Annotated in this window: 9 protein-coding genes; all 9 read right to left on the bottom strand. The window is 35.1% G+C overall.

From position 1 onward, the window contains the following. Window positions 1-358: 358 nt before the first annotated feature. The 9 genes from OH814_RS19325 to OH814_RS19285 all read right to left on the bottom strand — a co-directional run bounded on the left by OH814_RS19325 (window position 359) and on the right by OH814_RS19285 (window position 14221). Window positions 359-859 (bottom strand): hypothetical protein, encoded by a 501-nt coding sequence (locus OH814_RS19325; protein WP_308829291.1) that lies wholly within the window; start codon window positions 857-859, stop codon window positions 359-361. 68 nt (window positions 860-927) lie between these two features. Next, entirely contained in the window at window positions 928-1770 is an 843-nt protein-coding gene (locus OH814_RS19320; RefSeq protein ID WP_308829290.1) for an SH3 domain-containing protein, read from the bottom strand. A gap of 51 nt (window positions 1771-1821) precedes the next feature. Next, a complete protein-coding gene (prmA, locus tag OH814_RS19315) occupies window positions 1822-2649 on the bottom strand; it encodes a 50S ribosomal protein L11 methyltransferase (RefSeq protein ID WP_308829289.1) in 828 nt (275 codons plus the stop codon). A gap of 281 nt (window positions 2650-2930) precedes the next feature. After that, a complete protein-coding gene (locus OH814_RS19310; RefSeq protein WP_308829288.1) occupies window positions 2931-3644 on the bottom strand; it encodes a 3-ketoacyl-ACP reductase in 714 nt (237 codons plus the stop codon). A 163-nt stretch (window positions 3645-3807) separates the two neighbouring features. After that, window positions 3808-5391, bottom strand: a complete 1584-nt coding sequence (locus tag OH814_RS19305) for a calcineurin-like phosphoesterase C-terminal domain-containing protein (RefSeq protein WP_308829287.1) — start codon at window positions 5389-5391, stop codon at window positions 3808-3810. Window positions 5392-5420: 29 nt separating this feature from the next. Then, on the bottom strand, window positions 5421-6872 hold the full coding sequence (locus OH814_RS19300; protein WP_308829286.1) for a SusD/RagB family nutrient-binding outer membrane lipoprotein: 1452 nt from the start codon (window positions 6870-6872) through the stop codon (window positions 5421-5423). A 9-nt stretch (window positions 6873-6881) separates the two neighbouring features. Beyond that, a complete protein-coding gene (locus tag OH814_RS19295; RefSeq protein WP_308829285.1) occupies window positions 6882-9860 on the bottom strand; it encodes a SusC/RagA family TonB-linked outer membrane protein in 2979 nt (992 codons plus the stop codon). A 454-nt stretch (window positions 9861-10314) separates the two neighbouring features. Beyond that, a complete protein-coding gene (locus tag OH814_RS19290; protein WP_279196762.1) occupies window positions 10315-11061 on the bottom strand; it encodes a glycerophosphodiester phosphodiesterase family protein in 747 nt (248 codons plus the stop codon). 67 nt (window positions 11062-11128) lie between these two features. Continuing rightward, window positions 11129-14221, bottom strand: a complete 3093-nt coding sequence (locus OH814_RS19285) for a TonB-dependent receptor (RefSeq protein WP_279196763.1) — start codon at window positions 14219-14221, stop codon at window positions 11129-11131. Between the last annotated feature and the right edge of the window lie 120 nt (window positions 14222-14341).

Raw genomic sequence — 14341 nt, 5'->3', positions numbered from 1 at the left:
GAAAATTCTTTCGGAGCTATATTTTTCTCGTCAAAGTAGAGGTGGAGGATTTTGTTTTCTTCTGCAAATTTTACAATCTCAAAATGCTCAATCAAGAGTTCAGGTAAAAATAATTTGAGGAGTTCGGCATCGTTTAACATTCCACAAAATTATCAATATTTTTTTTCTCCCCAAGTTTTGTGATTGATCCATTATCAGCTAGATAGAACATCCCGATTAATCGGGACGGTCTCAGGTTCGAATCCTGAAGCGCTCACTTAAAACTCACAATTTCTATTGTGAGTTTTTATTTTTTTATACCCGTTATTATTTAAATTTTTCCAAATCTACAATTTCATTTTCTCACAATTTTCAAATATTATCCAAATCCAGAACTCCACTGTTTATCATTTAACAAAATTTCACTCACTATGAAATCATCTGGATAATTATTAAACCCATCTTTTTGTTTAAGGAAATCAACAACATCAGTAGCCATTTTTTGATCAGAGAACACCCCTATTTCTCTTTCGTCATCCAAGAAAGTATGAATACTATAAACGTGACTTACTTTAAAAACTGTTTCTAAATTTAATTCCTTAATTATTGTGCTGTAATCATGAATGAAATCATCTTCAGGTAAATAATCTCTTCCCATCTCACCAACAACCTCTGTAAAACCGTTTTGCCAATTTATTTTATTTAATTCAACTTTTTTTAAATAGAAATCGTTAGGATAATCTGAAAATCCACGGAAAAGCAATAACCTTTCCTTTTCTTTTTGAGCTTTATCGGGATCGTCAAAATATCCTAAAAACTTACTGTCACGGTGAGTTTTATCTATATAAACATGTTCAAGTGCGTAAAGAAAGTAATTCATAATCTTAAGTTTAATAAAAACAAAAACCACCGTAAATATACAGTGGTTTTCAAATTTTATCGGTAAGATTATTTCAGTCGGTAAGAATCGGCATTCCAAAGATACGTTTTTGATGCATTTTTCTTCTTTTCACGGTCTTTCTCATCTCTTTCCATCTCTTCCATCTTGAGGATAAAAGAGTTGGGAATTCCGCCTTTATCGTTAGGGAAAACAAATTGTTCGCTGTGGTAATAAACATCTGCGTCACCGACATTCATCAATTGAGGAAGCGCAATCATTTTTTTATCTTTTACCAGAATATACTGGTCATAACTTGCGATTCCACAGGCTTCACCCGAAACCATAGCTTTTAAAGTAAATTCTACATTTTTCAGCTTATGATTGCTTTCAATATTGAAAGTTCCGTAACTCAAACTTTCGCCTGAACCAGTATCAAAAGAAATCTCATCAATCAGTGTGTTTCCTTCAACCATTTTGATGGCTGCAATATTTTGCTGAATTGTTCCATCGAACTCAGGATTTTTTTTACTAATGGTTTTCGTTAAGCCAAAAAGGAAATCATATCCGTTTTTAGTTCTGTAGCCTACACAAAGATTTCCGCCCCAAATGTAACCTTCGGAAGTTTTATCACCTTTCTGGTAAGATATTTTGTACCAATTAGCTCTTCTTTCGCCTAATTTCAGAATAGTTTCATCTTGTTTAAGAATCAAAATTTGTTGATTCGTTTGTAGAGAATCCAAAATTTGGGCATTGACATTTGGTGATTGTCTGATTCTCGTAAAATCGGTGAAAATTTTCTGTGTTTTATTTTCTTCAAACTGAAAAACTCCGTTTGCATATTCGTAATCTTCTTCCTGCGCAGAAAAAAGCTGAATGACGCATAAAAATAAAATGGTGATGAATGGTTTCATATTAATTAGGTTGAGGTTGAGCTTGAAATTAAAATATTATAATAACAGATTTTACTTTTCAAGCAATAAACTTACCCATTCTTCACGCTGCAATTTCTTTTTCAGTTCTAAATTGTTTTCTTTACAAACCTCCAAAATATCATCAACATCGAAGAAACACAAACCTGAAAGCAATAATTTACCACCTTCATTTAAAACAGAAACGTAAGTTGGAATATCTGAAATCAAAATATTCCTGTTGATATTTGCTAAAATGATGTCGTAATTTTCTTTTCCTAAATTGTCTGCAGTTCCCAGTTCGATATCCAATTCCACACCGTTTCTTGCAGCATTTTCTTTTGAGTTTTCAACTGACCATTCGTCAATATCTATCGCTTTTGTATCTCCGGCTCCGATTTGTTTTGCATAAATCGCCAAAACAGAAGTTCCGCAACCCATGTCTAAAACTTTCTTGTCTTTAAAATCAATATCCATCATTTGTTGGATCATCAAATGCGTTGTCGGATGATGACCTGTTCCGAAAGACATTTTTGGCTGAATGATAATTTCGTGCATTCCTTCTACAGATTCATGAAATTCTGCTCTGATTAATACTTTATCATCAATATTAATCGGTTCAAAATTCTTTTCCCATTCTTCATTCCAGTTGATATTAGGCATTTCTGTGAAAGAATATTCTATGTTCACCTCATCATTTTGAAAAAGAGGCAACGCTTTCAATTCTTCTTCTTTGAAAAGTTCTTTCTGAATATATCCTAAAATACCATGAATTTCTTCTGTAAAACTGTCGAAACCTATCTCGATAAGTTCTGCCATTAATATTTCGTTCCAAGGTTGAAGTGGAGAAATCCTGAAATCGAATTCTAAATAATTTTGCATGTGAATAATTTGTTGCAAAAATAAGTATTTAAAAGTTTAAAGGTGATGAGATTTACCCATGAAGATTATAATTGAAAGAAAATATATTTTGGCTAAAGCCATGTATCGTGTCAAAGCAAAAGCGGACTAAAGCCCGCTTCTATTGATTTTATTATCTTAATGTAGAAGTTGTTATTATTTATAACTATCGTCTTTCTGTTTCACAAAAACCAGCCCTTCGAGGAAGGGAAATTTTAGCATTACTAATATTAACTTCTAATATCTAGTTTCTAACTTCTTTCTTATGGATTTGTAGAGAAAATTGAACCATTCGCTATCAAAGCACGTCTGTTCATTTTCAAAATATCTCTTACCCATTCTGCAAAATCTTCAGGCTGAAGAACTTTATCTGGATTTCCGTCTGTTAAACCGCCTTGGATAGACATATCTGAAGCAATGGTACTCGGCGTTAAAGTAATTACACGAATGTTTTGCTTCCTCCATTCTGCCATCATTGATTGAGATAAAGAAACCACTGCTGCTTTTGAAGCTGCATAAGCTGACATATTTGGTCCACCTTTCAAACCTGCTGTAGAAGCTACATTTACAATATCACCTTCGCCTTTTTCTTTTAAGAACGGATACACTGCTTTTGCCGCATAATACACTCCGAAAAGATTGGTTTTTATTACCTGTTCCCAAGTTTCGGAAGGCATCTCTTCAATAGAACCAAAATCTCCGATTCCTGCATTGTTGATCAGAATATCTACGCCACCCAATTGCTCTGCAATCGACTCTATTCCTGCTTTCACATGGATTTCATTATCTATACTAAAAACCGCATACGCTGCATTCACACCAGATTTTCTGATTTCCTCAACAGTCATTTTCAGGTTTTCTTCGTTTCTTCCGGTGATTCCTATATTCACGCCTTCATTGGCAAGAAGTAAAGCTATAGACTTTCCCAGACCTCTACCACCACCCGTAATGATGGCGTTTTTTCCGCTTAGATTCATTATTTAAATTTTAATGGTGCAAATTTACGAAACCCTTTTTTTAAACAAGCGTTTATGTTTTTGATTTAATGAAAATTAATTATCAGGAAATTCTATATCAAACAAAACCAGCTTACGAATAAGCTGGTTTCTGAAAGTAATATATAAAAAGTAAAAACTGATTCTAAGGAATAAGCACTGCGTTTTGAACTTCAAATTCTTCAGATGCCGAAAATTCATTTCCGTACATATCGAAAGCTTTCACCTCAACTTTGTGCTTTCCGAGTGTTAATTTATTTCCAAAACCTCCAGCCCAGATATGTTTTGACTGTTCAGGATTTGAAGGCCTTCTTCCAGGGAATATTTTTTCTGTAGAATCCCATTTAAAAACAGCGTTTGCAAAGTTGGGATCGATAGTTTCGTTGTATTCCATTTCTTCCCATTTTCCGCCATCAATTCTGTATTGAACTTTATCTTTTTTGCTTCCCATAAAGAAGTTTGCCAAAATTTTAGCCGAAGTTTTTGATGGATGAGGGATCACTTTCGGAACATACAATTGAATTTGATAATCTTCAGGTTTTCCTGCAGTTTTATACTTCACCTTGTACTGATTATCATTAAAACTGATGAAAGAATATCCTTTTGCGGTACCATCTCTCATCGTAGAAGTCGGCAAGCCAATTTCATCAGAAGTCCCTGACCACCAATCTCCACAAGTAGTTCCTACATTATATTCATGAAGATCTTTTGTACCTTCCCAGCCTTGAGCTTTTCCGTAAAAAATCTGCTGCTGAATGTGAGTATGAGCCGATAACATCAACGCATTTGCAAATGGAGAAAGTGCATCAAACAATTTCTGGCGATCTGCGTTTCTGAAATTATCTTCATTGTTATGATCTAAAGGAATGTGAAAAGAAACAACAATCAGTTTGTTTTTATCGACCAGTTTTAAATCATTCTGGATAAACTGAATCTGATCTTCTCTGAAACCTCCCCAATATCCTTTTCCGTCTCTTGGGTCCGGATAAAGAATATCATCCAGTACAATAAAATGTACATTTCCGTAATTGAAAGAATAATTGGCAGGACCAAAATTAGCTTCAAAAGTTTCGTCTGAAAGCTGATCATCTTTAGCATCATAATTCATATCATGATTTCCCATCACGTTGTACCAAGGCAAACCGACTTCTTTCATCACATCGGCATAAGGTTTCTGAAGACTCAGATCATCGCCTACCAAATCACCAAGACTGATCCCGAAAACTGCATTTTTCTTGGTTGATTTTACTTCATTTACAATTGCTCTTTTAAAATAATCCAGCTGCTTTTCGGTGTAAGGCTGCGGATCTCCGAAAACCAAAATATCAAAGTTTTTGCTTTCGTTCTGTTTATGCAATGCAAAATTTAATTCTTTAGGAAGTTCTCCTGTAGGTGCAGATCCTTTATACTTAAAATCTGCAGGCGAACCTTTAGGCTTGTATTGATAGTAATATTGCGGTAAATTATTTTGATTTAAAGCCATCATATATCCGGATGGTTTAATAACAAAAACTGTCTGACCTTCTGTAATTGGTAAGCTATATTTTCCGTTTTTATCGGTTAATACAACCTGAGCTCCGTTTGAAACGGCTACATTTTCTATTCCTTTTTCACGTTTTTCTTTCTGCTGATTTTTATTGATATCTTCAAAAACATATCCTGAAACCGATGCCTGAGAAAATGCCATTGCTGAAACGAGTACTGATGGCAGTAAAAATTTTATGTTCATTTTAATATTGATTATTGATTAATTTGGAATTACTGATTCCACCACATTTTTGTATTGATATTGTCACCACCCATATTTTGAGAAGCTGTTAAATAATTGTCATAATTCTGAACTTTTGTAACCGTTGGATAAGGCATTCTCTGGGGCATTTTTGCGTTATTCATCAAACCTCCGTTGTTGGGCAATACAGGAAAACCTGTTCTTCTCTGCTCATACCACTGTTGATGATCTACAAAGAACAATCCTACATATTTCTGAAGCATGATTCTTTCTAAGGTTCCATTATACGCTACTTTAGGATTGGCAAAATAGTTTGAAGGCATTGTTGCTCCCCATTGTTCCAAAGTAGCTTTCACTCCACTTTCGTAGAACGTTTGTGCACTTCCCAGAATAATTCCTTTAAAAGCCAATTCAGATAGAATAAACTGAAGTTCTGCATAAGGCATTACCAAAATTTTCAGCGGTGCTTTTGCTAAATTCTGATTCAGATTTGAAGGTTGATAATCAAACGTAGATCCCAATGCGTATCCAGACGGAACACCTTTATAACCAATATTTGCATTGGCAGGCGGAAGACTTTTGGCCTGAGTAAAAAACATGCTTAATCTTGGGTCATTATTGTCTACCAAAGTCTGAGTGAAAAAACCTCCTGAAGCTCTATATGCTGTAAAATCCTGCGGTCTTGCAATCGGCGGCATCAATGGTGCTACACCTGAAATATCTAAAGTAGCACCATCTGCATTACTCTGAAAAATCGGATAAACTGTTGGGTTACTAATAATCTCATTGATTCTGGCGTGCACATCTACTTCGCCATTTTTATTTAAAATCCTTGTCAAAAGTCTTAATGAAAGAGAATTACAGAATTTTTTCCACTTTATGATTCCGGCTGTGCTTGCGTTGGCCTGAAAGAAAAGATCACCTTCAGTCAACGTTTTTGTGGTATCAAAAAGTGTATTTGCTTCTTTAAGATCATTTAAAAGAGATAAATAGATGTCTTTCTGTTTATCATATTTTGGCTTCATGATATTCTCTTCAAGGCGTAAAGCTTCCGTCATCGGAACATCGCCAAACGCATCGGTAAGATTGGCCATAATCCAAGCATTCAAAACTTTAGAAATAGCGAGATAATTATTGTTTTGCTCTTTTTTTGCCGCTTCATTAAGCTCTTTTACCTGTTTCAGCCATTTGTAGCTTGTATTCCAATATCCGTTTCCGGTACTTTCCGTTAAATAATAGCGGCTTACTGTGTTTCCTTCATTAGGGAAATCCAAAGCGACCTGCATGATATCGAATGTAAAATCATCAGCTCTGTTGTATCCGTAAGATCCCATTTCGTACTGAATCGGAACGAGAAAACTGCCTACAGAAGGCTGCTTTATTTTGCTTGTATCTGTATTGATCTCTTCAAAGCTTCTTTCGCAAGAATTCATACTAAAAACCGAAAGAGCAATTGCGGTAGATAAAAATATTTTTTTCATGGGTTGATCTTAGAATTTTAAATTAACTTGAAAACCGACAGTTCTTGCCGATGGAAGCTGACCAATTTCAGCACCTGGAGTGATTGTAGAGTCATTAAGAGCCGCGACTTCAGGATCAAACATTGGAAACTTTGTCCACATCCAAAGGTTTTTACCAAAAACAGCTAAAGTAAGTTCGGTAAGTTTTAATGGAGCAATCACATCTTTTGAAAATGAATAGGCGATTCTTGCATCTCTCAATTTAATGAAAGAAGTATCAAAAGTATTGGTCTCAATATTCGCTCTTCTGTAGTAATCACCGTAATATGCTGCTAAACCAACTGCTTTTGTATTTGGGCTGTAAGTTCCGTCAGGGTTTAAAACAACACCTTGTCCTACAATCGTTCCGCTTGGGTTATCTCTTCCCATCAAAGTATTCTCAAGTTTACCTTGCTCAGACATTTTGTGATGAGTTTGTGAATAAGCCATTCCGCCATACTGACCGTCAAAAGAGAAGCTGATCTGCCAGTTTTTGATTTTGAAATCATTTTGAAGACCGGCTCTCCATTTCGGGAATGCATTTCCTACTTTCTCTACTCTATCAGGTCTTGAAGGAAGTCCTGTTGTTGCATCATAAACAACTTGCCCGTCAGCATTTCTTACTAATTTGAAACCGTAAAGATCTCCCAAAGAACCGCCAACAACTGCGTTGTAATATAGAACTCCCGCTACGGTAGAAATTGTGTAAGAACTTTCTCCTGCAAATTCGTCAGGTAAAGTCAGGATTTTATTTCGGTTTAAAGTCCAGTTTGCTGAAATGTTCCAGCTGAAGTTTTGGGTTTTGAAAGGCATTGCATTCATGCTCATTTCAACTCCTCTGTTTCTTACTTTTCCGGCATTAATAATTCTGTTTGAATAACCAGATTCTAATAATGTAGGAATGGTAATAATCTGATTATCGGTATCATTCTGATAAAGCGTTACATTATAACTTAATCTGTTTTTCAACACTGAAAAATCCATCCCAGCTTCAATATTGGTATTATCTTCAGGCTTTAATAATGGATTTGGATATGTTCCTGGCGTTAAAACAGAACCAATAAAATCACTTGGTGTGTAATATTTATCTAACTGATAAGGAAGACCTGCAACCCCAACTTTCGCCCAAGAAGCTCTTAATTTCCAATAATTGAAAGTCGGACTTGATAATTTAAATATATCAGAAAGAATAAAGCTACTGCTCACCGATGGATAAAAGAATGATCTGTATTGTACAGGAAGCGTGCTGCTCCAATCGTTTCTTCCGGTAACATCCAAAAACACCAAGTTATCATAATTTGCACTCAACAAACCATATACAGAATTAGTTTGCTGATCATTTGGCTTCGGAACTTTTGTAATTAAAGAAATTGCGTTATTTAAACTATAATCTCCAATTACTTTCAAACCTTCTGCACGGTAATCATTCATTACATATTCGTTGTAACGAACACTTGCTCCTGCATTTGCAGTAATATTAAATTTGTTGAAATCTTTTTTGAATGTGAATAACAAATCATTATTAAATTCATTATTCTTAATGTATTGTTCTCTGTAAAAACCTTTTAAATAATTGGCAGAGCTGTAAGGTCTTTTCGTTGTTCTTTCTTCATCAAGCATTTCAATCCCTGATCTCAACATCAAACTGAAGTTTTTATTAAAATCATACGTTCCTGAAATGTTTCCTGTAATCATTTTCTTTTCAACACCGTTCAACATTTGATAAGCAATCAAATAGGGATTATCAATAAACGAACTGAATGGGTGAATCTGATCAACCTGCTCCTGTCCCGGTTTCCAAATAGGTTTATACCAAGCCAAATCAACATTCGGATTCTGGAAAATCATGAAATAAGAAATCGACTGGTTATTATATCCCGTTGCGGGAAGATTGTCACTTTTTGTATTGGCGTAATTAAATTTTGTTGAAATTTTAAACTTATCTGTTACTTTATGATCCAATGAGAACGCTATATTAAAACGGTCAAACCCTGTATTGGGCATCATCCATTTATTATCAAGATAAGAAAGTGATGTTCTGAAACTTGTTCTATCTGTGCTGCTTTCAACAGAAATATTATTAGAAGAAGTTACACCCGTTTCCCAAAAACCTTTTATGTTATCTTCATACGGTCTCCACAATTGTCTTTCTGCACTTTGTCCTAAAAGATTAGGATCATACTGAAAATAAGATTGCCCGTTAAACTTAGGTCCGAAAGCACTACTCGTTCCACTTGTACTTACCCCATCTGCAGAGGCACCGTAAGAATAGAAGAATTCTCCTGCCGTATTTTTAGCCAAAGTCCCCTGTCCGTATTGATACTGATAATCCGGCCATTTTAAAACAGAATCAAAGCTTAAAGAAGAATTAAAAGAAACCTTAAGTTTTCCATTTTTACTTTTCCCGGATTTTGTGGTAACCATTAAAGCTCCGTTTGCAGCTCTTGAACCGTACAAAGCTGCTGCAGAAGCGCCTTTTAGTATAGTTACAGATTCTATATCATCAGGATTGATGCTATTCAAACCGTTTCCTAAATCGATTGGCAAATCACCTCCCGTTCCTGCACCATAAGCTGCAGTTCCGGTTCCGGTTGTGGAATTACTTAAAGGAACACCATCAACAACAATCAAAGCGTAGTTTCCGTCAAGGTTAAAAGATTTTTCACCTCTTAAAGTTATTCTGGAAGAACTTAAAGGTCCTGCTCCTGCAGTCTGAATTTTTAAACCGGCAACACGACCTTCAAGACCTTGAGCCCAGTTGTTATTCTGAATGTTTTCAAAAACCTCAGCATCTACTTTCTCGGCTACATAACCTAAGGATTTATCTTGTCTTTTGATACCCAGAGCTGTCACTACAACTTCATCAATATTTTTGATCGTATCTTTCTTCACCTGCTGCTGGGCTGCCATATTGACGCTCACCAATCCTAACACAGATAAAAGAAGTAATTTTTGAGTCTCTTTACGCATACACTTTTTTGTTTGCGCAAAATTAGAAAGCTATGACCAGCATAGCTTTAATACGGTTTTAACATATTTTAAACAATTTCTAAACGCCATATTAACTTATGATTAACGATTATGTATAAGCTTTTAGTTAACAGAGCATTAAAAACATGAATCATTTTTAATACAAAAAGTGGCTTATTTTGTCCTACCTTTATTGTCTTTTCCTGAGAAAATAAAAAAAATTGTTGATAGGGTTTAGTTGACAGTTGGTAGGTTTAAATTCAATAGTTTTATGCTTGTATGCAATTTTTATAAATTGAATTTAAAGATTAAGTGTCGCTCCTACGGAGCTTAAGATTGTTGACGCAATTTTGCTATAAAAGTTTATTCCTACGGAGCAAAGAACTGAGATTATTAATAAAAAAAATCTGCCTTGAAAGAGACAGATTTTATATAATAGAAAAAATTCAGAATATTACTTATTCTTCAGCTGATCCGGAATATTGGTTGTAACAAATTTTACTCCTTGTTTTTTCAGTTCATTATATATTTCAACGTCATTTACCGTCCAGGAATTGGTGATTAATCCTAAAGCATTTGCTTCAGAAATCCATGTCGGGTTTTTCTGAAATACTGAATAATGATAATCTAATCCGTCTAAACCTTCTTCTTTAATCTGCTGTGGAGAAAGTTCACCTCTTAAATACTGAACTTTAAAATCTGGAGCAATTTTTTTGATCTGTTTGCAGATATTTAAGCTGAACGAAATGTATTCACATTGAGACTCAAGCTTCATATCTTTGATCATGGCAATAGTTTTTTCGACCAATTCGTTTTCCAACTCTTCGGTCTTTGCCGGCTTTATTTCTACGATAAGCTTTAGTGCTTTGTCTTTTTTACCAGCTTTGAGATAATCTTTTAAAGTCGGATATTTTTCACCATTTGATAGTTTCAGTTTTGCCAATTCTTTGAAGTCGGTTTCAGAAATTTCCATTTTACCGTGATGCTCATCGTGATTAATGACCAAGACACCGTCTTTTGACATTCTTACATCAAACTCAGATCCGTAGATTTTTAATTTTTGAGCGTTTTGCAATGCTGTAATAGAATTTTCCGTTGTTGGAGGTTGCGTTTGAAAATAACCTCTGTGTGCAATGATTTGGGTTTGTGCGTTCATAAAAGCTGTTGTTAAAACTGCAAACCCTAAGATAAACTTTTTCATAATATCGATTGATCATTAAAATCTAAAAGCCTTTTTCAGACTTTTAGATAAAATTAGTACTTATTTTTTAGAATGAATATTTTGCTCCGATCTGTATCTGATAAGGATTCCCTGATAATGGAGCCAAACCGTTCGTATTTTTCACATATTCAAATTGTTGAGTGGTGGTATTAAACTTCGAAGCTCTGTACAAGGCCATATTTCCGTATGATTTGTTGACACCCCATTCTCTGTTAAGCAAATTGGCAAAGTTGAAAATATCAACAGAAAGTTCAAATGCACCGACTTTATCAAACTTGATTTTTTTTGCTAAACGTACATCCCAAACTCCATAGAAACCGTTCTTTCCACCATTTCTTTCTGCAATTTTATTGTTGTAATCTGTGATATAATTTTTTAAAGCGTTCCCAACTTCAGGATCGTTTATCAAAGATTGGGTAAGTTCAGGAAAAATATACGCCAAATCATTAGAATCAACAAAATCTCCATTGATATTTCCTCCTGCAGTCACCGAGAAACGTGTTCCTCCAATTCCTGAATATCTTAATCCTAAGGTAAATCCTGCAATTGTAGGTGAGTTACCGTAAATAACCACTTTGTTTCTGAATTGATTATCAGAATACGTCATTTTCAGATCTCTCGGATCACCCTGAACAAGAGTAGATAATGTAGCAGAATTGGCTACATTTCCGTTGTAAGAAGTATTGTCTCTGATATCTGACCATGTATAACTTGCCGTGATCTCACCATCTTTCCAGTAACGGTAGCTTGTATCAAACACAAATGAAAACTGATTCACCTTACCATCACTTACCAATTCGAGTACTCTTCCGAAGTTGTTGTTAATTCTACCATCTTTCCAATTTAGAGTTACGGTATTGTTTGCATTATTGGTAATCCCTTTTATAGGAACAAACACACCTCTTCCGCCTTCATTTGCCAACGTGATGAAAGGATTTGCCTGCATATTTCTGTCGTAATAGAAGTAGTTGTTTCTTCCTAAAGCCATATAACCGGCAATTCCCGCTCTGAACCTTTCATTGAAGAAATGGGTATAAGAGAAATTGGCTTTATAAACGATAGGAATTTTAGCATCTTTTCCTGTATAATTGATGGTTGGCAGCTGGTATTGAGACAATGTAGGTACAGTTCCGTAATCATTTCGGTAACTGATGAAGTCTGGAGTAAGACCAATCTCGGAAGGATTGATATCAACGGTTGCCAAATGTTTCCCATCAAATACTAAATTATTGATTACCATATAATTATTAATATCAGAAGAGAAGATACCGGCTCCGAATTTTATGAAATCTTTATTGCCTTCATTTATATTCCAGTCAAACTGAAATCTCGGCTGAATTACAAAAGATTTAATCTTATTATCTGTACGTATTCCCATTTCGTCAAACAGTTTTTGGTTAAATTCTGCTTTCGGATATCCACCGTAATCCAATCTAACACCTCCCATAAAATCAAGACCAGTCGCAAGTTTTGTCTGAAACTGCCCGTACACGCCAATATTCCAAATGCTCGATTTTACTGAAGGGTCTTCCACCAAAGGAACTTCTCTGTAATATCTGTTTGAAACAAGGTTATTAAAAGCATCTATTCCCTGATAATGAAATCTGCCATTTACCTCACTTCCATACACCGATTTTGATTTTGTGTACATCAAGTCAGCTCCAAATGTATATTTTACTTTGTCTGTATTGTAATATAAATTATCAACGATCTGAAAAACATTATTTCTAAAGCTTTCCTGTGCGAAACGGTGCCCGCCAATCTGAATATTCGTTGTTTTTTTGCTTCCATCAAAAAGAGTTGATGCCACTCCCTCCACAATTGCTCTCGGAACCGGATGTCCTAACTGATCGTTTTGATAACTATCCTGAAAAGTGTATAAATATTGAGCTTTTAATTCGTTGGTTAAATTAGATTTTACATTTGTTCTCAAGGTAAACAACAAACTGTTATCAAGATTCTTGTCATTTGCGAATGATTCAAAGAAATTAATAGCCGTGTTGTCACCCAAACCGTTTTTATTCAAATCGTAGGTGAAATTGTTTCGTACCGTCAATAAGTTTTTATCATTAATCTGCCAGTCAAGACGTAAAAATCCTGCGTCAGAATTTCTCACTTTATCGAAACTTCCAAACTGAGGCGTATTTCCAACACCATATTTTGCTCTCGCAATATCTACAAACTGATTCAGAGTCTGGTTCGTAATATTAAATCTCGCTTCATCCTCATTCGATTTAATATCGGCAATAATCAACGGTCTCGAATCTAGCTGGTGATCCCAAGCTGCAAAAAAGTGAAGTTTATTTTTAATAATCGGCCCACCCAAAGAGAATCCAAACTGAGAAGTCGAAAAATCGTTGGTCCTTTTATTTCCTCTGATATCGTACGGGCTCGATAGCCAATTGGTTCTTAAATACTCCCATGCACTTCCCGAAAATTTATTGGTTCCGGATTTTGTAACTGCACTTACCGTTCCGCCTCCACTTCTACCCAAAGTCACATCATACTGATTGGTTGTGATTTTAAATTCTCGTACCGCCTCAATCGATATAGAAAATGGCGCACCGCTTCGGCTGGTTGTAGATCCTGCAGAAGTAGGATTTTTAGCAGTCATTCCGTCTATGGTAAAATTGGTAGAAGATCCCAATTGCCCTGATAAATTTCCACCTTTCCCACTCAAAGGAGACAATTCCGTAAGACTGGTAAAATTTCTTCCGTTTACGGGTAAAATACCTATATTTTTTGCAGATATTGCTGTTGCAGCTCCTAAGTTTCCTATTTTATTTTTAAGGTTTCCATTAATGATTACTTCTTCAATCATTTTTTCGCTTTCATCCAAATCGAGATTCACAGTAACCTGATCTCCAAAATTCACATTGTAGCCCTCCTTTTTTTCATCATTTACGATCACCGTATATGGTCCTCCCAGAGGTATTTCTTTGAAAATATATTCACCTTTAGAATTAGTTTCTGTTACTGTACGGAAACCGGTAGACTCATTCACAATGGTAACTTTTACTTTTTCCTGAACATTTTTGCCGGTAATTTTCCCTACAATAGAAGCCTGTGTAGTTTGTGCATAGGCAATAGTTCCTACACCCAAAAACAGAAGTCCCAATAAAATCTTTGCTTTTTTCATATAATAGATTAACTGGGGACAAAGGTATAGTGACTTTACAAGCCAGCTGTTTACGGGTGTTTTAACATTTTTTTAATTAAATTGAAATATTATGTTAAATCAGTGTAAACGATAAAATTA

This window comes from Chryseobacterium sp. CFS15, from assembly GCF_031118795.1.
GTDB lineage: Bacteria > Bacteroidota > Bacteroidia > Flavobacteriales > Weeksellaceae > Chryseobacterium > Chryseobacterium indoltheticum.
This window is presented reverse-complemented; position numbering and strand designations above follow the sequence as displayed.

What these genes read in the sequence shown, in the direction of transcription:
- OH814_RS19325 (WP_308829291.1), bottom strand. Translation starts at nt 859, where the DNA reads ATGAATTACTTTCTTTACGCACTTGAACATGTTTATATAGATAAAACT.
- OH814_RS19320 (WP_308829290.1), bottom strand. Translation starts at nt 1,770, where the DNA reads ATGAAACCATTCATCACCATTTTATTTTTATGCGTCATTCAGCTTTTT.
- prmA (WP_308829289.1), bottom strand. Translation starts at nt 2,649, where the DNA reads ATGCAAAATTATTTAGAATTCGATTTCAGGATTTCTCCACTTCAACCT.
- OH814_RS19310 (WP_308829288.1), bottom strand. Translation starts at nt 3,644, where the DNA reads ATGAATCTAAGCGGAAAAAACGCCATCATTACGGGTGGTGGTAGAGGT.
- OH814_RS19305 (WP_308829287.1), bottom strand. Translation starts at nt 5,391, where the DNA reads ATGAACATAAAATTTTTACTGCCATCAGTACTCGTTTCAGCAATGGCA.
- OH814_RS19300 (WP_308829286.1), bottom strand. Translation starts at nt 6,872, where the DNA reads ATGAAAAAAATATTTTTATCTACCGCAATTGCTCTTTCGGTTTTTAGT.
- OH814_RS19295 (WP_308829285.1), bottom strand. Translation starts at nt 9,860, where the DNA reads ATGCGTAAAGAGACTCAAAAATTACTTCTTTTATCTGTGTTAGGATTG.
- OH814_RS19290 (WP_279196762.1), bottom strand. Translation starts at nt 11,061, where the DNA reads ATGAAAAAGTTTATCTTAGGGTTTGCAGTTTTAACAACAGCTTTTATG.
- OH814_RS19285 (WP_279196763.1), bottom strand. Translation starts at nt 14,221, where the DNA reads ATGAAAAAAGCAAAGATTTTATTGGGACTTCTGTTTTTGGGTGTAGGA.